This window comes from Aquimarina macrocephali, from assembly GCF_051627225.1.
GTDB classification, from domain to species: Bacteria; Bacteroidota; Bacteroidia; order Flavobacteriales; family Flavobacteriaceae; genus Aquimarina; species Aquimarina macrocephali.
On the sequence record NZ_CP151795.1, the window covers coordinates 1,019,844 to 1,040,886 of the forward strand.

Below are 21,043 nucleotides of genomic sequence, written 5' to 3' on the forward strand. Positions count from 1 at the left end.
TATGGTAAGGATATACGACGAAGTGAATACCAACAATGTAAAATCATTAATATAAGCTACTTAGAATATTAAAATATCGTATTTTTATGAATTAGTAAAGGGCTTTACACAGGATATATTGTTATGCACTTTTTTTAATATCATTCCAAGTAACCAATTCGATATTGTTCTTTTTAAGTTTCGACCTATTTTGCTCACTTGTAAAGAAGTCAAAATCGATTTGTCTCCATTCAGAACCAAAATTTGGATGGTTAACGGTTACTCCTTTCATTTCGTTATCATCAAATGCAGGATGAATTAAAATAAGGTTCAATCCACTTGTCAAATTTTCTAAAATTGAATTGTAATAGTCGTTTAGTTTATTAGCCTCGAAATGTTCAAGTTCTCCAACATAAGTCCTGTCAATTAGAAAATCTCCTTCTTTAATATTTAATTCAGGATTTAGTCCAACCATTTTCATCAATTGTTTATTTATTAAAACAGGAAGATCATATTTTTTCCCTAAGTCTCTATATATGTCAAAAAACTCAGGACTTGTACCAATGCTATACATATGCGAATCAATGTGTGTTGGTTTTAATCCAAATTTGATTGCTTTTTCGATTTGTGCTTGCAACTCATTTTTAACATCTTCGGCAGATGCGTTTTTTCTAAGTTGTTCTCTTTTTTTGTAGAAATGACCATTCTCGTCAACCAAACTTGGAACCTTAGAAACAGGTAAAACAGGCCCAAATCTATAATTTTCCCATTCACAGGTTAGTGTCAAGTGAATTCCATTATCAAATTGTGGGTTATTTTTTGCAAATACTCCCATTTCATAAAACCACGGACACGGAACCATTATGCTATATGAATTCACAAAACCTTTCTCTAGTGATTGAATTGTTGCTATATTTTCAGAATGCGAAAGTCCTGCATCGTCTGCATGGATTATCAATAATTTTGCATTTTCCTGAAACCCCAATTTTTGTGCTAAATTCATTCTTAATGGATGTTTTTACTCTTTTGTATTTTGATTGTTCATAACGTTAAATGTAAAAGCGTTTTAATGCTTTTTACATAGTGTTATTTACTATTTGTTTGATTAACTGCATAAAGACGTGTTTGGCTTCCTTTTCCTTTGAGTTCTATACTGCCAAGTTCAGAAAAAACAAAACCTAAATTATTCAAATCGTTTTTTAAACTCTCAGAAATCAAAAACTCTTGCTTAAGTTCATTGCATTGACCTTGAATCCTTGCAGCTGTGTTTATAGTGTCTCCATGATATGCAATTTCTTTTTTGTATTTACCTACCTCAGCCACAGTAACAATACCCGAATTCATTCCTGCTTTAAAATGTGGGATACAATTATAATTCTTTAGGTAATACTCCTTTCGTTTATTCAATCGCTGTTTAAAATTGAAATAGACTTTAAGACAGTTTTGCCCTCTTATTCCGTCCTGAAGCTTCCATGTCAATATTACTTCATCGCCAACATATTGGTAGATTTCGGCTTCGCTTTCGACAGAGATTCCTAAATCAATAAAGCAGTCTTGAATCATTTTGCTGTATTCAACGTGACCTAAATTTTCGGCATGCATTGTTGAGGACTGAAGGTCAAGAAACATAAAAATTCTCTTTTCTTCTCGGGGCGTATAGAATCTGCCGCGAAAAAGTTTCCATAAATTATCACTTCCCAAAAAGAGATTTACTTGCCTTAGACCAAACATGAAAATATCGACAGATACTATATATAAATAAATAGCAAAACTACCAGGTTCAAATGCAAACTGAAGAAGCCCAATATCTTCACCGAAGATAAAATATGCTAATAGTATAATAGATGCAACAAATAGAATAGCAAATAGAAAACGAAGAATCAACAACTTTTGAAATGCTATCTGTTTATATCCGTGTTCTTCGGTCAATATTTGAGCAATACCTGAGATACTTCCAAAAATGGGTCCCATAAAAAAAGAAGCAAGGATCGCCCTCCAAACTTCCATTTGAATAGACCCCAACTCTTTTGTGCCTTCACCCCGAACAATACTTAAAAAAATGAACGCAATAGTCCATCCAATAATATATTGTTTCAGGATTTGTAATCTGCGTTTATTTCTGAACTTCATTTTATTGTAAATAACAGATTAGTATATGCTTTGTAGCGTATTTCACGTACTAAGATATAGTAAATTAAAAACAAATAAAATGATAACAAATATTTTCGTAAATCAGCAATTAGTAGCTATGAAGTATATACTATGTTGGCTAAAGTACGAAACACACCAACTGTAATTATCTCAATTATTTTTTCGACTCAGATTAAGCACAATAACTTCGTCTAAATCTCAAAAACTCATCAGGTATAGCCATAGTTCTGTTTCATTTTTATAACAAAGTATAGTTCCAAAAAGGCACATTTTATTGGGTACATCCAAGGTATACGTCATATTACTTAGTATCGCTACGCCAAACCAAAGTAAACACAAATTAAAGCAATGGTGTTAAAAAAACCATGTACAGCAATAACAAACCACAAATCGTATTTACGCAAGTAGAATATCAGAGCTATGAGTGCTCCGGTAATCCAAGTAACAAGCTGTCCTGTAATGCCTTGTTGCCAATGCATGAAGCCAAAAAAACCAGTAACTAGGACAATATTAAGCACTATACTGATTTTGCTTTCTCCAAAGAATTTTACAAATTGTCGCATAAAATAACCGCGAAAGATTATTTCTTCTCCAAATCCTGAAGTGGCCCACACTATTAATAAAGTAACTAATAAGGCAGGAAGATTTCCTTTTAATTCATCAAAACTTGAATAATCTATAGGAACTCCAGTTAGTTTTGTAATTACAGGAACCAATGCAAAAAAATAAAAAACAAAGAGTCCTAGTGCAACTAATGGAGCAAGTACGAAAATGTTTTTGGTTGTAAATTTTTCGCGTTGAAACCCAAGTTCTGAAAATGCTTTTCCTTTGTATTCTATGTAATTTGCTATGATGATTAGTATTGAAGCAATAATATTTGGAAGGAAACTTAAATTAATTGGTCCAAACCATAAAAAGCAGATGATTGCAAAGGTAATTGAAGGAATTAATATTTGTCGTAAGGTGATTTTGTTCATTGTTTTTTGATTTTAAATTCTAAACGAAGTAATGAACAAAATCTCTGAAAACCCCTTTAAACGCTTATGTTTTTACTGAATGGTCGAAATTCATAACTGAATAGTCGGTAGTTTTTGGCATCTTTTATTGAAACCAATCCATAAATGCTTTTCGCTTGTAACGACTGATATTAATTTCAGCAATCGTATCCTTTTTAATGAAAGCTTTTAACCGAATACGCAACTTGCCATTTTCAATCTTTTCAATTAGGTCTATAGTATCTTTGTGAATGATAATTTGCCGATTGGCTCTAAAAAACAATTGATCGTTTATTTTTTCTTCGAGCTCATTCAATGTAAAATCGGTATTAATTGTTGTGCCGTCATTTTGAACAGTATACACAATTTTGTTTTCGCTGTAAAAGCACGCAATATTTTCATAGGTAAGCTTCTTTATTTTCGCGCCGCTATCAATAGTAATTTCAGCTTCTCTTATAGATAACTTATATAAATTGTATATGTCTTGAGCATACAATAAACCTATGAAAATAAAACACAATAATAACGTAATTAGTAAACCAATTAATAAATAATAGAACACTGTCTGTCCACCTACAACTTTATCTATAATAATATTTATAGGGATATACATGATTGTAATACATCCTAGAGTAGAAACCATAAACCTTGCGATAGTGACAATTTCTACCTTTTTAGAGAAATATTTTTTCTTATAAAATCTAAAATTGATATCCGCTATGATTCCAACGAGAATAGATAAAACAATAGTCGACATAAAACCTTCTATGGGAAATCTATACGATTCACTATCCAGAAAATTATCACTCGCTGCTAAATGATTTGCTACTAAAGAAAAAATGATCAATATAATTGCTTTCTGAGACCAACGCCATGCAGAACTACTGATACATGTATGCCATACTGTTTTTACTGTATTCTTGGTTGGTTGTGTAGTACTCATGAATTAGAAACTCTTTTTTTGTCAAATTCAAAAGTAAAGAATAATTTCTCTATAGAATTTTCGCCAAGAATATTGCTCGTCATTTATTAAATTCAATCAAATTTTGACGTGTAATCGTAAAAAAAGTGAGTCTGATTAGGTAAAGGTTGCTTTGAAGAATATCCCTCGAATATTTTTGCCAACGGTATGCGTATGGTTTGTTGCGTTTGGTTTAGCGACTAATTTAATAAATAAAATTGCCGATAGTTCTTTTGCGAGTGATTTTCCGAAATGAAAACCCAAAGCAATAAACTATACACCTTGTTGGCAACAGTTGCTTTTAATTTTTCATCCATTTCATCAAGTCTTTCATAATTTCACCAAATCGGTCAACGTTATCGGCTATGAATAGTTGCGTGGTTTAGGACTTAACTTTGCAAGTACACGGCAAACTGAAAATATGCAAGGATTTTCTGAAATAGGCGAGAATAAAATTGATTATAACCGTTGTTGTAGGTAGTTTTAATTTCTTGGAAACTCGTGTATTCTAACAAAGCTTTTCGTAACTAGACTGTCTGAATTCAAAAGTTTAAGGGATATTTGTTCATTATTATAATCAACTTTCCAAAAACTTCTTTTAATTTTACTGTTATAAGGGATTAATTCAATTTCAGGTTTGTGTCCATGAACATTGTATACACCATTTATTTTTCCGTTTGATGAATTAATTAGGAATTTTTTGTCCCAACGTAAAAATAAATATTCATTATTTTCAACTGATTCATCAAAGAAAACACCATTTCCTTTTGAATTTTCTAATTTCCAAAGACCTAATAAATGATCTCCATAAGTTTTTGGGAGTTCATTTGTTTTCTCTAAAGTGACTACCACATTTTGTCCTTCTTCAATTCGTTTCCAAATCATTTTATTATTATCAAAAGAAACTTTAAACGGTTCATTTTGATCAATTAATCCATTGGTGTTTTTAATTAATAATTCTCTTGAATTTTTATTAAAATCCCAAGTTCCATTTGAATGTTGAAACCATCCGTTTCCAGTTTGTTGTGTAAAATCATTATTAAACCTAGTCCATCTAGCATTTGGAGTCATTTTCTTATCACCTACTTGAACATTTTTAACAACCCAAAGTCCTTCAATATTCTCTTTTTCACTACATCCATAAAACAATGTAGTAAGTAAAATTAACATAATTATTTTTTTATCCATAATTCATTTCATACATTACCTAAAACGGTTTGGGCTATGGTTTCGTTACAGAATCGTACGCGGGTATAATTCTGTCGTAATCTAAAGCTAATTAATTCAGCCGCAAAAAAAATACACGTTGTTGGCAATAGTTAATTTTTTATTTTATTCTATTTTTTTTAAGAGCCTTTCTAAAATCTCATCTTTTTCATCTAAAAGATGATCTTTAATAATAATATTGGGAACAACACCCTTGTTATTATCAATACCACTTACTCGATTAATTTTTCCTTTAGATATGTCCACACTTATACCTGTTTTAGGTAATTTATAATTAAAAATAGAAGCATAAAGGTTAGGATATTCTCCTGTTTCTTCTCCTACTATAGTACCAAAACCGTGATCCTGAATTTGAGCAGTAGTAACTGTAGATTGTGAATAAGATTGGCGATTGACTAATACATATACTTTGCCTTGATAACGTTTAGCTATAGGTTGTGGCTTATAAAAACCAAAATCGTAATCGTAAATTTCTCCATTTTTATGCTCCAAGATATATTTCCAATATCTTTGAGTAGTATCTTTGGTTTGTCTAGTATGTTCTTTTAGTAAAGTGCTAGTTTTAAGTTGAAACTTAGATGACCATAGAAAAGGTTTGTTAGCAATGTAAGAAACTAAATAATCTCCAAACTCATCATCACCTCCTGAGTGATTTCTTAAATCGATAATCAAGTTTTTTTTATTTTTTATTTCTATAAATGAAGAATCTATAAACTGTTTATACTTATCTAAATTTCCGCCAAAATCTCCAGGTCTTATATATGCTGTATTATTTGAGAGCATTTTTAATAGTTTATCATGCTTTATAATATCATCACGTTTCATTTCATATTCTTCTATAGCCTTTATAGATTTAAGCCTGTATGTTGATTGCTCCCCTTTTTGGATGACCTTTACTTTAAAAGTGATTTGCTCTCCAAAGACTAGCCAATAAAACCTAGGAAGAGTTAAATTTTCTAACTGTACATTTTTAAAATACAAACGTTCAGCCGAAATTTGAGGGTATATTTTCTTAAGAATTTTGTTTATTGGTATATTATTAATGTTTGTTAATTCATCGCCAATCTTTATACCCAAGTTCTTTGACCAGTTTTTTCTAATCAAAACCTTACCATTTTCAATTGCTACTTCTAGGGGGAAAATAGTACCACCATTTTGAGCAAAGGAAATATAGGATTGGACAGGAAATGGAATCCTTGTGTGTCCATTATTAGCTTTTGATACAACTTTTTGAAATATTTTTACACCTTCTAAAATACTAAAGCTATCCTTTTTAACTTCATGTTTAACTTTGCTATAGTTTTCTTCAAATTCAGATTTGCTTGTGTATGCGTATAGGTTGATATGCGTGTTTTCTAGAGAGGTTTTTAAAAATTCTAGATCAGATAATACATCTGTTTTTGAAAATTGATTTTGAACTTTAAAATTAGTTTGGTTTGTGTTTTTACAACTAAGTATTAAAGAAATTAAAATTACGATATAATATTTATTCATGATGTTTTGAATTTGTGTGCAAAACTATACATCATTTTAGTGCTAATCGTCCAGATGCTTCTATTAGGACTTGTTTTTTAATTTTTTAATATACTGTGTAGGAGTTAGTTGTGTGATTTTTTTAAAAGCATTGTTAAAAGTAGATTTAGAATTAAATCCACTTTCAAAAGCTAAACCTAAAACAGAGAATTTTTGAAAATTGTAGGATTTAGCAAGTTGTTTAAATTCATTAACCCGGTAAGAGTTAACTAAATCATAGAAGTTTTGAGAATAATTTTGATTGATTTTTAAAGATACTAGTTTAGGCTTCATATTAAGCGACTCAGCAAGTATGTTAAGATTTAATTCTGGGTTAAGATAAGGTTTTTGAGCATCCATTAACTCATTAAGTCTTGATATGAAAACTTTGTCTTTCTCAACGAAATTTGCTTTAGTTTTTTTTGGAAATTGTTTTAAGGAAACAAAATCGCGTTCTTTTTGAAGATAACCTTTAAATCCTATCCAGCACGTTGCTATAGATAGAATTACAAAGTTCGGCAAAAAATAGTATTCTCTTAAACTACGGTCGAAGACAAATCGATCTATTTCCGTTATAACATTCCATAAAACAAAATAGGAAGCATAAATAATTATTGGAGTTTGGAGCCATCTAAGAGTAAGATTATCAATTTTTGAATAATATTCTTTAAGCTGTTTCTGGTGTTTTACTAAAATGGTTAATGAAATAAAACTATAAACAAGAATAGAAATTACTCCTAGCCATTGTTGGGTTAAATATACATATGAATAGGTTGGTAGTACATCTAAATACAAACCATCAGATCCAGTTCTGTAAAAAGTAGTTCTGTAAAAAATAAACTCCAAAACTAATGGAAAAAAATGCAGATAATGTATTCGCTTAAATTCAAAATTTGGATCACTAATACATTTTGTGTAAAAATAGAGCGAGGGGCCAATACCAAAGAGCATTTCTAATTGAATATAGCGAAATACATATAATAATCCCTGATCTTTTAATACATTTACTAAAACAATATTTACAACAATAAATGCAAAAAAAAAGACTAGTAAAGCTAGAAAAATATTAGCGAGTCGTCTGGGGCGTTTAAAAGCAATTAACCCACTTAAAACCAATGCTTGCAGACCAAATACACACATAATAGTGAATAAAACGGGATTGGACGTAATCATTTTAAGTTAGTTTTAATTGTTGCCAACAATTGGATATACCGCATCATTGGGTAGTTTTATTTCAATTCTTTCTCCATTATGACAAATGGAATAATTTCCTTCAAGATTTCGATCATTTTGACAAGCAAAAAACAGTATTGATATTAAAATTATATTCCAGAGTTTAAGGTTCATTTAATAGTGGCTAACGATTCAAGTAAAAAATCGTTTTAATGTTTTTTACTTTTGTGTTATGAGGTGTTTGTTACTGATTCAATTATCTAACCTTAGATCTGATAATAAAGGCAGTTGAGTAATTCTCTCTACTCCCGTTTCAATTTTGTTTTCTTCTAGATTCAAATATTCTAACTTCACACAATTTTCTAAAGGAGAAATATCTTTGATACTATTCTTGTAAAGATTTAGCTTTCCTAGACTAGAAAGATTAGCAATGGGTAGAATGTCTTTCAGGTCATTTTCTTTGACTTCTAGATCAGTTAGTTTTTTCAGTTGTTCTATCCCTGCTAAGCTCTGGATTTCACATTCATTGACATCTAATTTTACTAATTGTATTAATTTAGAAATAGGTGTAAGACTGGCAATGGGATTATTCGAAATACTTAGTTGCTTAAGACCTGTTATATTCTCAAGTGGGCTTAAGTCCGTTATCTCGTTGTAGTCTAAATTTAGATATTCTAAGCCAGTCATTTTGCTAATAAATGAGATGTCTGTTAACCCTTTGTTACTAATGGATAGAGTTTCTATTGAGATTATTTTCTCAATAACGGTGTTAGATGTGTTATTCAAGTCAGAATTGAATATCCCATTCATCATCAATAATAAATTTTTAATTTCATCTGGCACTGTTTTCCACCATTCTTGATTATCAGAAAGCGTATTTTTAGCGGTGTTATCGCTGTTAAACCATGATAAAATTTCTTTAACAACCTCACTATTTGGCGTATTTGTGTTGGATAGCTTTTGTAGTGTTTGAATAACTTTTTCTTTTTTACCGATGTTTTCATCTCCTTCAACAATTTTTAATACTTGCTTGTAAGTGCTTTTTGCTTTTTCCTGATCTCCAATGTGGATGTAAGCTATTCCTAAGTAATGTTTTTTGTTAAACAAATGATCAGTATCTTTTTGAGGGTATTGTTCACCAAGTTTTATGAGTGCATTAAAATCTCTTTTTTTGGTAGCATAAAGTTCCATAAGGTTTAGAAAGCTGTCTCCATTTGATTTCAGTTTTAGTCCTTTTGTGTACCAATCAATTGCTTTTTGATAATCTTCAAGTTCACTGTAGGAAACCCCAATCATATTGCAGGATTTTTCTAATAAATCATTGCTTTCTTCTTCGGTTTGTAGGGTATCTGTTAATCTATTTTCTAGAGTATCAATTATTTTTTGCGCATACGTTTCACTAGAGGTAAATAATTCCAACTTCGCAAATGAATCCAGAACAGAATGATAAACATCCTGAAAGGTATCTTCTACCAGTTCAACATTTTCTGAAATTTCTCTTTCAAAAGTGTTCAAAAACTTCGCCCCCTCATTTTTAAGTTGGTCTGCCCATAAATCCAACACCAATTTTTTGTCCTCCTCTTTTTCTATGAGCGCATTGACTATATTTTGTCTTATACTTTTCTCTGGGAGGTGATAATCAAATGTAGAGAGGTAACTCTCCAAAGAGATAACATCAATGACCTTTATATTTGAGAGATGTTTTTGTAGGTCTTTATCCTTTTCCAACTTCAGAAAGGTAATCCCAAGAATCACACGAATTAGAAACCATTCAAGGTTACGGCAGTCATCCTCATCAAAAGGCCATTCTTCTCTTTCAAACTCTATCCTATACCCTTCATCATCTTCAAAAGGAATGTTTTCTAGTTCGCGATAAACACCTTCCAAGGTCCAGTCATATTTGTTTGCTTCTGGATCATCCTGATATTCCCAAAAGTCATCAGTTGGGTCAGTGCTCAATCCTAATCCATAACCTTGATCAGTCCAGTTTAGTTGAATGTAGCAATAGGACTTAGGTGAATAGTTAAGAATACCCGATTTGTATACTTTATAAACTCTTTTTTTTAGTTTTTCAAACCATTTTTCTTCCTTTTCCTCTGATACTTCTTTGTATCCTTTTTTCGTTTTAGCTTTCACTAATTTTTCGGCATCATGTATGGCTTCAGCATTATCGGTAAAGGTTTTTGTTTTTGATTGACCACTGGTCCCAATTTTTCCAAATGTTACGGTATGCGCATTGGTAATTACCTCAATGACCCAAAACTTGGATGATTTGTCATCTATATATGTTAACTGTTTTTTCATAACTATGCTTTTATACTGAATCTGGTTTTAGCAAAATACATAAGCTTTATTATCCAAATGCCCCTATTTTCCGTGAAAGTTGTTTTTAATACCTCATAACGTTGTTGCATACAAACCCGCAACGACCTTTGATTAAGCACTAAACCGCAATTATTTTTATACGGTGTTGCCAACAGTACTTATTTCCACTTTTCTATTAATTCTATCACACCTTTTTTAATTCCGCTATAAAATTCTCCGTTTTTAAATTCAGGTATTATTTTTTCTTCAATTACTTTTTTACAAATTTCGTCAGTCAAAATCAATTCAGTTCCAGTTCCAGTCGCAATTCCGATTTGCCTGCAAGGGTTACACACAACTATTGTCAATCCGTTATTTTTTTCGGCTGTTCCAACTCCCCAAGTTTGTCCTAAATCCGTTGCGAATTTTTGGATGTCGTTATATGGTTTTATGCTGTCAACTGTAACCACCACAATTTGTCTTGTCGTTTCAATATCGTAATCATAAAGAATTTTCGATAATTCAGTCCGTTGTGATTCCGTAAAAATTTGTCCGTAATCATTTATAATTCCAATTGGTTTTGGAATAGAACTTTTTTCCGTGTCCGAAAAATTAATTTCAGTTGTCGGTTTTTTAGTTTCCGTTTCTTGAGTAATTCCTTTGCAGGAAAGAAAATTTAAAGTCAAGAAAAGGATTAATATTTTAGTTCCGATTTTCATTTTTCGTATTGTTGGCAACGGTTGGTGTATGATACGTATCGTATTAAAAAGTACTAATTTTCGGTTTAGCAATTAGCCACATTTTTATCTTTTGTTTTTATTTTTTTATTTTAAAAGCCAAATTTAAAAATTTGGCGGTCTTTGTAAATAGGCACAAGTTTTTCAGTTTAGCACTAACTAGCTATGTTTTATACACGTTGTTGTAAGCCGTTTTTTCTGCTATAATTGTTTGCATTCGACTAATTGACTTATTCAGTTTGATTTTCATTTCGTTTTGCTCAATCATCTTTACAATTTCTGTTGGCTTAATCCTAACTTTCTCATAAGCACTTACTTTTTGAGTCCATTTTTCATTCACTTTCTCGTGCAGTAAATCTGTCACTTTGACTTTTTCTGGGGTGTATTCCAAGAAGCAAGTGAGAATTCTGTCTTTTGTACTTTTTACAGGTATAAATCTTTGTTCATCAGTTAACTCATTTGTGTAATCACGGAATGTTAAAATCAAATGTCCGTTAATTCCTAAAATTTTTGACGCGTCCGAAATCAGCTTTTCTATTTGCTTTTTGCTATCGAGATGTGTAATTGTGTCCCCACAACAAATTATTAATTCAGGTTTAAGAGCTTCAAATTCTGTAACGTTGGTTATATCCGCCAATTCAATTTTAATATCATTTCCGTTTGGGTTAGATTTTAACTCGTTTAATAACTGTTCGTTAAAATCTACAGCTGTAACTTTAAATCCTGAATTCTTTAGTGCAATACTTTGGATTCCATTTCCAGCTCCTAAGTCAATCGCAGTTTTTGTTGTTATAGGCTTAATTCCGTTAGAACTTAATAACTCTTGAAATTCGACTGATTTTGGTTCTAATTCTCCAACCATCCAAGAGTAAAAATTTGCAAGGTGTTTTTCGTAATGTTCTTTTGCTTGCATAGTTTATTTTAAATGGCTTACAACGTTAAATATATGGCAAGTAGGGCAGAAAACAAGTGATTATTTTCGGTTTAGCCACAAGCCAAATCTTTTGCATTTTGTTTTATTTTTTTCTTTTAACACCAAATCAAAAGATTTGGTGATTTTGCAAATAGACAGATACCTTTTGATTAAAAACTAATTGCCTTATTTGCTATATATAGTGTTATGCACTTGGTTTTTGTTCTTTCCAAATAATTAATTCCGATTCGGATTTTTTTCGATATTCAAAACCAATTTCATTCCAAAAATTGATAAGTCTTTTAATCGCTTCTTTATTATCCGTATTTATTATTTCGTGAGGCTCGTCTTTTAATTCTTTAACCCAAGTAGAATAAAATTTTAATGGGCCTAACTCTTGTTCCAATATATATCCTAAATACCCTATATCCTCACTATTGACATACTTTCGTCGTAAAATTCCAGCTTTTATTTGTTCTAAGCTTGGGATTTCATCATCAAATTCCTCAACACCTTCATTCAGATAATCCATATAATCTCCGTATACCATTTCTCCGCTACCAAGAAGTTTATATTCTTTTGTCAGTTTATTATACGCTACAGGTCCAACTCCAATACGATGTCCTCTCTCATCATCGGCATCATATTTTTTATGTTTCCAATTAACAAAAATATATTTGCTAGAATCGTGAATTCCATTGATTTCAAATTCAGAACCTAAAACTTCTTCTATTAATTTTTGAACTATTTTTTTATCGATATTCATTAAAGAGAGTTTTTTTCAACTTGTGCATCAATTGGATATACCCAATTGGGTATATTTCACTTTTACTCACAAATCTAGCAGATTTTTGGATAGACCTCAAATTATTTGTTGTCACTTGTGTATAAATTTCTGTTGTTTTGCTTGAACTATGACCTAATAAGGCCTGAATAATTCGCAAATCCGCTCCGTTTTCTAAAAGATGAGTAGTAAAGAATGTCTAAGCATATGGGCGTTACTCTTTTATATACCTTTGATTTTTGTGCTGTTTTGGCAACTATTATTCCTACACTTTTTCCAGAATATTTCATTGCATTTTAATTAATTCTCAGCATAAAAAAAAGAGCATATATCAGCCTGTTTCTTGAGGGTATTTTAAGTCATTTTATGCTTCAAAACTGAATGTTTTATGTGAAAAATTGAATTTTAATAAAAATCACACATTGGAACTATTGCTTTTACCTAGTAACACGGATTTGCACCTTAAATCCACACCATCGGGATGAAACTACTCTATTCATCAAAAATCCTGTAGATTTGTGAAAATATAATCGATATATGTATACTGATACATATACCATTGTTGTTCACGAAATAGAGAAGTCCAGAACTTGAAAGAAAAACCTCAAAAAAACATAGAGAAAGAACAACCGACAAGGTTAGAAACTAACTTAGTGTAAAGTCTAATCTTTAATTTGTGTATACCATGTCCCTTAACGAACAAAAGCTATGAATAAAAATATTGTCATATTACTTTGCATTTCTTTATCATTATTCCTCGCCAAATGTGATTCAGGACAAACAGATAAAAAATCCGATTCCGTTGAAATCGTTCAGGAAAAGGAAAATAATACACTTAATTTACTGACTGATATCGAACCTCTTCTGGATGATGGAGATATTAATGCAGTAATTGAGATACCTGCAGGTACATTGGATAAATGGGAGTTAGATAAATCAACCGGGGAAATACGATGGGAGTTGATCGACAAAAAACCTCGAATTGTAAAATACATAGGGTATCCTGGTAACTACGGAATGATTCCGAGGACTTTACTTTCAAAAGAAAAAGGTGGCGATGGCGATCCATTGGACATACTCGTTCTTGGACCTCCTGTAGAAAGAGGTCATATATTAAAATGTAAAATAATTGGCGTATTATATCTAAAGGATAGAGGAGAACAAGATGATAAATTAATTGCTGTTTCGAGCGATTCTCCAATATACGGAGTTAACAGTATAGATGAATTAAACAATGATTACAAAGGAATTACCGAAATAGTTCAGTTATGGTTTACAAACTATAAAGGATCGGGGAAAATCGAATCTAAGGGGTTTGGAAATAAAAAAATTGCAATTGATATACTTACAGAAGCAATTAATGAATATCAAATAAAAGATTCATATAATCAGTAATGAGCCAAGTTTTATTCCAAAGACAAAAAATTATACTGTGAACACGTTAAAAAATTGCACATTAAAACTATTGCTTTTACCCAGTAACACGGATTTGCATCTTAAATCCGCACCATTGGGACGAAACTATTCGATTCATCAAAAATCCCTTAGATTTGTGAATGCATATCGCATATAAAGAACATATGTCTTTTATATAATTGTTGTGAAGAATTGAGATGAATAATATTAAAACAATAGTTTTTGATTTATATAATACTTTGATTGAAATAAAAGAATCAAATCATTTCTTTTTGAAACTATTTAAAACTTCTCAGAACGGTTTTGGCATGGATGTTTCGGCATACGTACAGCTCGTGATGAAAAATGATCTTAACGAATTAAGAAATATTTTACCTTCTGAATTTAGCACATTATATGATAAAAAACTACCTGAGTTAGAACGAGAATTAAACTCTATCGTTATTTATGAAGAGGTTTTTAATGTTCTTAAAGATTTAAAAAAAGACTTTCGGATTTTCTTGATTTCAAATTTAGCATCACCATATAAGGAGCCGGTTTTTCATAATAATCTTGATACGTATTTTGAGAAAATGGTTTTTTCTAGTGATTATGGATTTTTAAAACCAGATAAAGAGATTTTTAAAGAAATAGAAAAGTTGACAGGTCACAAACCAAACGAAATATTGATGGTTGGAGATTCTTTTAAATCAGATATTGTAGGAGCAAAAAACATGGAATGGAATTATTTGAGAATTAATCGTTACACTCCTATTTCAAAAGAGTATGAAATAAAAAACCTGAACGAAATTAAAAAGCACATAACAATGTATAAAAAGTATTAAAACACATTTTACACAAGATGTTGGGGCACATAAAAACTGAATGAAAATATATAAAACATTACACATTGGCGAATTTCATACCAACCACTGCGAAGACTTCTTAATTGAGGAGCAAATCGGAACAAATGAAAAACTATTAGCTGTCTTAGACGGCTGTACAATGGGAACAGAATCCGTTTTTGCTTCAATTCTATTCGGAAAGATTTTACGAAATATTGCTAAAAATAAATTTTATGAAGAGTTTGTAACGGATAATTCAATACAATTAAAAGATAAACTCAAGGAAGTTGTTAAAATTCTAATTCACGAGATTAAACTCTTCAAAAATCAACTAGGCCTTGAAACAAATGAGCTGCTATCAACTTTAATAATTGGAATTGTTGAAACTAAAGAATCAAAGGCTGAGTTTTTGACAATTGGAGATGGACTAATCTGTAAGGATGGAGAGTTAATTGAATATGAACAAGATGATAAACCTGATTATCTTGGATATCATTTAGGTGATGACTTTGATAGTTGGTTTGATAGTCAGGAACAAAAAGTCTCAATTTCTAATTTTAAAGATTTATCCATTTGTACAGATGGTATCTTTACATTTAAAAACCTGGAGGACAAATCAAAACAGAAATCTGAAAACGAAATTATCCAATATTTACTAATTGATAATAAAGGGGAAGAATTCGATAATTTCCTTGATAGAAAGATTCGAGTATTAAAAGATAAATGGAGTCATCTGGTAACAGATGATTTAGCAATAATTAGAATAAAAAACAATTTATAATTCATCTACTTCCTTTCCTTCTAGAAACAAATCTAACCTATAAAAGATAGCATCCGTAAGCTAAAATGAACTACGCAAAGAATAGAATAGAGCTTGAAGAAAATGGATATTCCGTTTTAGCCAACTTATATTCAGAAAATGAAATAAGTCAAATTTTGACTTGTATAGAAAATACTGAAAAAGAAGAGAATTCATTTCTAAAAACAAAGGATTTGTTCGCAATTCGACAGCTGACAAAAAGTGTTCCTGGATTAACCGAGTTATTGTTTAATGCAAAGCTGACTACATTAATTTCGGACCTTTCTGAATCTGACTATTTCTTAACCAAAGCTATCTATTTTGACAAACCAAGCGAATCGAATTGGTTTGTAGGGTATCATCAGGATTTGAGCATCTCGGTAGATAAAAAAGCAAATATGGAAAATTATGTGAATTGGACTTTTAAAAAAGACCAATACGGGGTTCAACCGCCAATTAAAATTTTGCAGGACACCATCACAATCCGAATTCATTTGGACGATACAGACAAAAATAATGGAGCACTAAAAGTAATTCCAAAATCACATCTAAAGGGAATAATTCGAGCAGAATCGAAAGATTGGAAAATTGAAAAAGAGCATATCTGTGAAGTTAAAAAAGGTGGAGTAATGTTAATGAAACCCTTAACTTTACACGCTTCAAATAGAACAACCAACGGAAAAAAAAGAAGAGTAATCCATTTAGAGTTAAATAAACATAAGCTGGCTGAGCCGTTGAATTGGTTGGAATATTGAAATGGAAAAACTAGTAAGTGATACTTCAAAGGTTCTTGTATATTTGCTATAGCCCTAAATTTTATAAGTTTAACAAGAAATAAAAATAACACAGAATAATCAATGGATTCAGGTATATTAGCCTTGCTTTGATTCATGTATTTAGCGTTAATAACAATTAAAATGACACACCCTTTACGACAACATATTGAAGAAATAATCAGTCTAACTGATGAAGAATTCGATTTCGTTTTGAGTCATTTTGAGCAAATCAAAAAACGTAAACATCAATATATCGTTCAGGAAGGAGAAATTGTAAACAAAGAATACTGGATCATAAAAGGATGTTTAAAAAGTTATTTTATAGACCATACTGGAAAAGAGCATATACTACAATTCGGAATGGAAAATTGGTGGATTACAGACTATGAGTCGTTTGTAAAACAAACTAAATCCAAAACTTCTATAGACTGTATAGAAGATAGCGAGTTACTCTATATAACTTTTGAAAATAGAGAAAAGCTAACGGCCAAAATGCACAAAATGGAACGTTTTTGGGCGAAAAAAAGTAAAACCGGTCGAATTGCACTTCAGAATAGAATTCTATCATTATTAAAAAACTCATCTAAAGAACGATATGAATTACTTCTCGAACACTATCCAAAACTTTTTCAACGTGTTCCCAAAAAAATGATTGCTGCATATTTAGGTGTTTCTAGAGAAACGCTTAGCAGATTAAACTCTTAATTTTATTTCTTTTACCATTCATCACATAAAGTGACATATATCACTTTAAAGAAGTGACAATCCTCCTTCGTAATAGTCTCATTCTACAACACCTTTGTATGACAATTAATTTAATAAAAAAGTCATGCCATACATTAATATTAAAGTTACCGATGAACAAGTAACAATAGACCAAAAACGCCAATTAATAGAAGGTGCTACACAACTAGTCGTTGACATACTCAACAAAAACCCCAAAACAACTCATGTCGTTATTGAAGAAGTACCCATCGAAAATTGGGGAGTAAACGGGAAACAGTATTTAGGAACTAAAAAATAGAGAACATGAAAAACAAAACAGTAATTATCACAGGAGCATCCACAGGAATTGGTAAAGAAATTGCAAAATACTTTATAGCAAGAGAAAGTAATGTTGTAATGAACTCTTCTAACGAAGAAAACTTAAAAAACGCTTATGAGGAACTCGGTTCTCCTTCGAACGCAATTTACCTGGTTGGAGATATCAGCAAACAAGAAACAGGACGAAAACTCGTGAACCTGGCAATAGAAAAATTCAATTCTGTAGATGTCCTAATTAATAATGCCGGGGTATTTTCTCCAAAACCTTTTTTAGATGTTGAAGAAAAAGATTTAGACCATTATTGGAATGTAAACCTTAAAGGAACATATTTCACATCACAAGCGGTGATTCCTAATATGATAAACCAACAAAATGGCTCAATTATAAACATCGGAACCGTCTTAGTAGACCATGCCATTGATGGATTTCCAGCAACAGCTCCTCTAACAAGTAAAGGTGCCATACATGCTTTAACCAGACAACTTGCTGCCGAATTTGGTAAAAATAACATCAAAGTAAACACAATCGCTCCGGGAATAATTAGAAGCCCATTACAAGGTAAAATCGGAATTGAAGATGCCGATAGTTTAGCAGGATTACATTTATTAAACCGAATTGGAGAAGCTAATGAAATTGCAGAAGCAGCATATTATTTGGCTACATCAAATTTTGTAACCGGAGAAACGATTAATGTGGCAGGAGGGCATACAGTTGGGCACGCCATCTAAAAAAATAAATTATGTATCAAGAAAATATAAAAGAAATCGAAAATCTAATTACGAATTACTTTGAGGGAATTTTTTACGGAGATATAACCAAACTTGAATCTTGCTTTCATAAAAACGTATATATCTATGGAGATATCAAAGGTGTCGATTATTTAAAAAGTGTAAATGAATATATCGAAGGAGTTAAAAGTAGACAAAGCCCTAAAGGTCTAAACGAGAATCTAAGAATGAAAATTATAGGAATCGATATTATGGGCAAAGTTGCCATGGCAAAATTACACGTTCCCATGCTAGGTTATAATTATTACGACTATTTATCATTAACCAAAATCAATAATGATTGGAAAATTGTAAATAAGCTATTCACTCATGTGCAATAAATAAAGTATTACCATTTTAACCTGTTGTGTATTTTGATATTTTTGAATTCCAAATTTGTCAATTCGAGTGCTTCGACCATGGGAAGAAGTGTATCGAGAATAGAATTTGGGATCAAAAAAGATGAAGAGTTTCTTATAGCGGATAAAGTCTATTAGAGCTATGAATTCTAATAAATCCTTTGAAGGATTAAAAAATAACCTCATATTTGCGTCATAATTTTGAACCAAAAAACAAGTTTTAAGCCTATGTTATTATTTTTTACATATAAAAAGGACGCTGTAAAGCCGTTTTTAAATCAAGAATATAGGTAGTAAACTATACATAAGATATAAAAAACATAAGCGTCCAATATATTGGACGCTTATGTTTTATCATCTTTTTTGCATACCTATTTCTATCAAATAAAATGGTATTTGAAAGATAAACATCAGAACAGCAATTGGTTACCAAACAGGCTAATATCCGTTAAAAAACGGACAGGGATTCCCATGCCTAAAAATAACATAACTAACTGTTTATCAAATAATTAAAATTCATATTTTAGTTGCATAATTTAAAAATAGATTACATATTTGCACCGCAGTTCATAAATTGCAAAACCATAATAGTTAATCTTTAATAACCGAAGTAATATGATTTTTACAAACATATATTGCAACACTCCAAAAGAATCAGATTCTTTTATGAGTATGCTTCGGGACTTCACTAGTAAATAATTTCCATTATATATAAGAAGAAGTCCGAAGCCTTAAAGTTTCGGATTTTTTATTTTTCCTTTTAGTCAGACTCAATTGTCACACTGAGCCCTTTGGTAAACTCAGGACAGGCTTTGTCAAAGTGTGGTCGAAATCTCAATAAAATCTCTCGAAACATTTTATCAAGTTTATGTCAGTAATGAAAATTTATTGCATCACTCATTATTGACAAATATCAAAACCTATACTAATGGGAAAGAAACTAAGCGGAAAAGACCTAATTAAATTAGGCTTTCCAAAGAATAATAGTATTAATGTGACTTTAGGTCAGATTAATCGATATCAGAAGAGAGTAAAAAAAGAACACATATTAATTGAAGCCAAAAAAGTATTGCTTAATCCAGAAGCATACCATGGTGATGGTATCTGGGGAAAGATAGCAGAGAGTTTATTGAAACCAGTAGAGGTCAAAAAGCATGCATTGAAAACAACTCGATCTCCTTTTCAGATTTATGGTGAAAACGAAATTGATGAACAAACAAAATATCAATTGTTTGATGCCTTAAAATTACCGGTTGCAGTTGCAGGAGCTTTAATGCCCGATGCACATACTGGATATGGTCTTCCTATCGGAGGAGTATTGGCAACAAAGAATGCTGTGATTCCTTATGGAGTCGGAGTAGATATTGGATGTAGAATGTGTTTAACGATCTATCCTATAGCTATTTCTTACCTCAAAGGAAAAAAGCATCAGCTTGAGAATATACTTTCTGAACATACCAAGTTCGGAATGTATGAAACTCATAAGATAAAGCATGACCATGATATCTTCGAACGAGATGAATTTAAAACCATTCCGTTAGTCAAAAGATTGAAAGACAAAGCGTATAAGCAGTTAGGGACTTCGGGTGGTGGTAATCACTTTGTAGAATTTGGAGTAGTAACTATTACGGATACATCGAATGAATGGGGGTTGAAGACTGGCGAATATTTAGGAGTGTTATCGCATAGCGGTTCAAGAGGGTTAGGGGCTAATATAGCCAAACACTATACTTATTTAGCTACTAAACAATGTCCGTTGCCAAAGCATGTACAACAATTGGCCTGGTTAGATTTAAACACTCACGATGGCCAGGAATATTGGTTGGCTATGAATCTTGCTGGTGATTATGCACAAGCTTGTCACGATGATATTCATGCCAGAATAGGAAAGTTATTAGGATCAAAACCAGTCACAAAAATAGAGAATCATCATAATTTTGCCTGGAAACAAGAAGTAAATGGAGAGGAGTGCATTGTGCATAGAAAAGGAGCTACACCGGCCGCCAAAGGTGAATTGGGAATCATTCCTGGATCTATGACAGCCCCAGGATACATCGTAAGAGGATTAGGAAACGAAGCAAGTTTACAATCTGCATCACATGGTGCTGGTCGCTTGCACTCTCGAAGAAAATGTAAAGAGAAATTTACAAAAAGTGAAATCAAAAAGCAGTTAAAAGCACATGATGTAACTCTTATAGGAGGAGGAATTGATGAGGCACCAATGGCATACAAAAACATTGAAAAAGTAATGGCCAATCAACAAGAACTCGTAGAAATTCTTGGAACATTTACGCCAAAAATTGTTCGAATGGACAAATGAT

20 protein-coding genes and 1 pseudogene are annotated in these 21,043 nt (G+C 31.4%); 9 read left to right on the forward strand and 12 right to left on the reverse strand.

The annotated features are described in order from the left end of the window. Positions 1-121 precede the first annotated feature (121 nt). The 12 genes and pseudogenes from AAFU52_RS04520 to AAFU52_RS04575 form a co-directional block, all read right to left on the reverse strand. The gene (locus AAFU52_RS04520) at positions 122-982 is read right to left on the reverse strand and encodes a polysaccharide deacetylase family protein (protein WP_438425673.1); all 861 of its coding nucleotides are present in this window, start codon (positions 980-982) and stop codon (positions 122-124) included. A gap of 83 nt (positions 983-1,065) precedes the next feature. Next, entirely contained in the window at positions 1,066-2,109 is a 1,044-nt protein-coding gene (locus AAFU52_RS04525) for an adenylate/guanylate cyclase domain-containing protein (RefSeq protein ID WP_438425674.1), read from the reverse strand. A gap of 335 nt (positions 2,110-2,444) precedes the next feature. Further along, the gene (locus AAFU52_RS04530; RefSeq protein WP_024771923.1) at positions 2,445-3,107 is read right to left on the reverse strand and encodes a CPBP family intramembrane glutamic endopeptidase; all 663 of its coding nucleotides are present in this window, start codon (positions 3,105-3,107) and stop codon (positions 2,445-2,447) included. A 124-nt stretch (positions 3,108-3,231) separates the two neighbouring features. Continuing rightward, positions 3,232-4,068, reverse strand: coding sequence for a LytR/AlgR family response regulator transcription factor (locus tag AAFU52_RS04535; protein WP_438425675.1), 837 nt, complete (start codon positions 4,066-4,068; stop codon positions 3,232-3,234). Positions 4,069-4,569: 501 nt separating this feature from the next. Next, positions 4,570-5,256 carry a hypothetical protein gene (locus tag AAFU52_RS04540; RefSeq protein ID WP_438425676.1) on the reverse strand — a complete coding sequence of 229 codons (687 nt, stop codon included), beginning with the start codon at positions 5,254-5,256 and terminating at the stop codon, positions 4,570-4,572. Positions 5,257-5,418: 162 nt separating this feature from the next. Further along, positions 5,419-6,807, reverse strand: a complete 1,389-nt coding sequence (locus tag AAFU52_RS04545; protein ID WP_035092945.1) for a S41 family peptidase — start codon at positions 6,805-6,807, stop codon at positions 5,419-5,421. Between the two features lie 63 nt (positions 6,808-6,870). Beyond that, positions 6,871-7,998: a helix-turn-helix domain-containing protein gene (locus AAFU52_RS04550; RefSeq protein WP_438425677.1), complete on the reverse strand. Its 1,128-nt coding sequence runs from the start codon at positions 7,996-7,998 to the stop codon at positions 6,871-6,873. A gap of 252 nt (positions 7,999-8,250) precedes the next feature. Next, entirely contained in the window at positions 8,251-10,302 is a 2,052-nt protein-coding gene (locus AAFU52_RS04555) for a leucine-rich repeat domain-containing protein (RefSeq protein WP_438425678.1), read from the reverse strand. A gap of 179 nt (positions 10,303-10,481) precedes the next feature. Further along, positions 10,482-11,021 carry a TPM domain-containing protein gene (locus AAFU52_RS04560; RefSeq protein ID WP_024771919.1) on the reverse strand — a complete coding sequence of 180 codons (540 nt, stop codon included), beginning with the start codon at positions 11,019-11,021 and terminating at the stop codon, positions 10,482-10,484. Positions 11,022-11,202: 181 nt separating this feature from the next. Then, the gene (locus AAFU52_RS04565) at positions 11,203-11,952 is read right to left on the reverse strand and encodes a class I SAM-dependent methyltransferase (protein WP_438425679.1); all 750 of its coding nucleotides are present in this window, start codon (positions 11,950-11,952) and stop codon (positions 11,203-11,205) included. A 205-nt stretch (positions 11,953-12,157) separates the two neighbouring features. Beyond that, positions 12,158-12,718 carry a hypothetical protein gene (locus AAFU52_RS04570; protein WP_438425680.1) on the reverse strand — a complete coding sequence of 187 codons (561 nt, stop codon included), beginning with the start codon at positions 12,716-12,718 and terminating at the stop codon, positions 12,158-12,160. Beyond that, a pseudogene (locus AAFU52_RS04575) lies at positions 12,705-12,929 on the reverse strand (tyrosine-type recombinase/integrase); the annotation flags it as partial. The pseudogene AAFU52_RS04575 and the gene AAFU52_RS04570, both read right to left, overlap by 14 nt. A 515-nt stretch (positions 12,930-13,444) precedes the next feature. Between AAFU52_RS04575 and AAFU52_RS04580 the strand changes: the two are divergent. The 9 genes from AAFU52_RS04580 to AAFU52_RS04620 all read left to right on the forward strand — a co-directional run bounded on the left by AAFU52_RS04580 (position 13,445) and on the right by AAFU52_RS04620 (position 21,042). Beyond that, positions 13,445-14,131: an inorganic diphosphatase gene (locus AAFU52_RS04580; RefSeq protein ID WP_438425681.1), complete on the forward strand. Its 687-nt coding sequence runs from the start codon at positions 13,445-13,447 to the stop codon at positions 14,129-14,131. Between the two features lie 218 nt (positions 14,132-14,349). Beyond that, the gene (locus tag AAFU52_RS04585; RefSeq protein ID WP_438425682.1) at positions 14,350-14,976 is read left to right on the forward strand and encodes an HAD family hydrolase; all 627 of its coding nucleotides are present in this window, start codon (positions 14,350-14,352) and stop codon (positions 14,974-14,976) included. A gap of 40 nt (positions 14,977-15,016) precedes the next feature. Next, positions 15,017-15,757: a protein phosphatase 2C domain-containing protein gene (locus tag AAFU52_RS04590; protein WP_438425683.1), complete on the forward strand. Its 741-nt coding sequence runs from the start codon at positions 15,017-15,019 to the stop codon at positions 15,755-15,757. A 65-nt stretch (positions 15,758-15,822) separates the two neighbouring features. Continuing rightward, complete coding sequence (locus AAFU52_RS04595) at positions 15,823-16,530, forward strand: phytanoyl-CoA dioxygenase family protein (RefSeq protein WP_438425684.1); 708 nt, start codon at positions 15,823-15,825, stop codon at positions 16,528-16,530. A 162-nt stretch (positions 16,531-16,692) separates the two neighbouring features. Continuing rightward, positions 16,693-17,256, forward strand: coding sequence for a Crp/Fnr family transcriptional regulator (locus tag AAFU52_RS04600; protein WP_024771419.1), 564 nt, complete (start codon positions 16,693-16,695; stop codon positions 17,254-17,256). 124 nt (positions 17,257-17,380) lie between these two features. Continuing rightward, the gene (locus tag AAFU52_RS04605; RefSeq protein ID WP_074407424.1) at positions 17,381-17,575 is read left to right on the forward strand and encodes a tautomerase family protein; all 195 of its coding nucleotides are present in this window, start codon (positions 17,381-17,383) and stop codon (positions 17,573-17,575) included. Between the two features lie 5 nt (positions 17,576-17,580). After that, positions 17,581-18,324, forward strand: a complete 744-nt coding sequence (locus tag AAFU52_RS04610) for an SDR family NAD(P)-dependent oxidoreductase (protein WP_438425685.1) — start codon at positions 17,581-17,583, stop codon at positions 18,322-18,324. An 11-nt stretch (positions 18,325-18,335) separates the two neighbouring features. Continuing rightward, positions 18,336-18,704 (forward strand): nuclear transport factor 2 family protein, encoded by a 369-nt coding sequence (locus AAFU52_RS04615; RefSeq protein ID WP_438425686.1) that lies wholly within the window; start codon positions 18,336-18,338, stop codon positions 18,702-18,704. 946 nt (positions 18,705-19,650) lie between these two features. Further along, positions 19,651-21,042, forward strand: coding sequence for an RtcB family protein (locus tag AAFU52_RS04620; protein WP_438425687.1), 1,392 nt, complete (start codon positions 19,651-19,653; stop codon positions 21,040-21,042). Position 21,043: the final 1 nt, after the last annotated feature.

Excerpts from the sequence above, each read along its gene's own strand:
- AAFU52_RS04520 (WP_438425673.1), bottom strand. The coding sequence starts at position 982 with ATGAATTTAGCACAAAAATTGGGGTTTCAGGAAAATGCAAAATTATTG.
- AAFU52_RS04525 (WP_438425674.1), bottom strand. The coding sequence starts at position 2,109 with ATGAAGTTCAGAAATAAACGCAGATTACAAATCCTGAAACAATATATT.
- AAFU52_RS04530 (WP_024771923.1), bottom strand. The coding sequence starts at position 3,107 with ATGAACAAAATCACCTTACGACAAATATTAATTCCTTCAATTACCTTT.
- AAFU52_RS04535 (WP_438425675.1), bottom strand. The coding sequence starts at position 4,068 with ATGAGTACTACACAACCAACCAAGAATACAGTAAAAACAGTATGGCAT.
- AAFU52_RS04540 (WP_438425676.1), bottom strand. The coding sequence starts at position 5,256 with ATGTTAATTTTACTTACTACATTGTTTTATGGATGTAGTGAAAAAGAG.
- AAFU52_RS04545 (WP_035092945.1), bottom strand. The coding sequence starts at position 6,807 with ATGAATAAATATTATATCGTAATTTTAATTTCTTTAATACTTAGTTGT.
- AAFU52_RS04550 (WP_438425677.1), bottom strand. The coding sequence starts at position 7,998 with ATGATTACGTCCAATCCCGTTTTATTCACTATTATGTGTGTATTTGGT.
- AAFU52_RS04555 (WP_438425678.1), bottom strand. The coding sequence starts at position 10,302 with ATGAAAAAACAGTTAACATATATAGATGACAAATCATCCAAGTTTTGG.
- AAFU52_RS04560 (WP_024771919.1), bottom strand. The coding sequence starts at position 11,021 with ATGAAAATCGGAACTAAAATATTAATCCTTTTCTTGACTTTAAATTTT.
- AAFU52_RS04565 (WP_438425679.1), bottom strand. The coding sequence starts at position 11,952 with ATGCAAGCAAAAGAACATTACGAAAAACACCTTGCAAATTTTTACTCT.
- AAFU52_RS04570 (WP_438425680.1), bottom strand. The coding sequence starts at position 12,718 with ATGAATATCGATAAAAAAATAGTTCAAAAATTAATAGAAGAAGTTTTA.
- AAFU52_RS04580 (WP_438425681.1), top strand. The coding sequence starts at position 13,445 with ATGAATAAAAATATTGTCATATTACTTTGCATTTCTTTATCATTATTC.
- AAFU52_RS04585 (WP_438425682.1), top strand. The coding sequence starts at position 14,350 with ATGAATAATATTAAAACAATAGTTTTTGATTTATATAATACTTTGATT.
- AAFU52_RS04590 (WP_438425683.1), top strand. The coding sequence starts at position 15,017 with ATGAAAATATATAAAACATTACACATTGGCGAATTTCATACCAACCAC.
- AAFU52_RS04595 (WP_438425684.1), top strand. The coding sequence starts at position 15,823 with ATGAACTACGCAAAGAATAGAATAGAGCTTGAAGAAAATGGATATTCC.
- AAFU52_RS04600 (WP_024771419.1), top strand. The coding sequence starts at position 16,693 with ATGACACACCCTTTACGACAACATATTGAAGAAATAATCAGTCTAACT.
- AAFU52_RS04605 (WP_074407424.1), top strand. The coding sequence starts at position 17,381 with ATGCCATACATTAATATTAAAGTTACCGATGAACAAGTAACAATAGAC.
- AAFU52_RS04610 (WP_438425685.1), top strand. The coding sequence starts at position 17,581 with ATGAAAAACAAAACAGTAATTATCACAGGAGCATCCACAGGAATTGGT.
- AAFU52_RS04615 (WP_438425686.1), top strand. The coding sequence starts at position 18,336 with ATGTATCAAGAAAATATAAAAGAAATCGAAAATCTAATTACGAATTAC.
- AAFU52_RS04620 (WP_438425687.1), top strand. The coding sequence starts at position 19,651 with ATGGGAAAGAAACTAAGCGGAAAAGACCTAATTAAATTAGGCTTTCCA.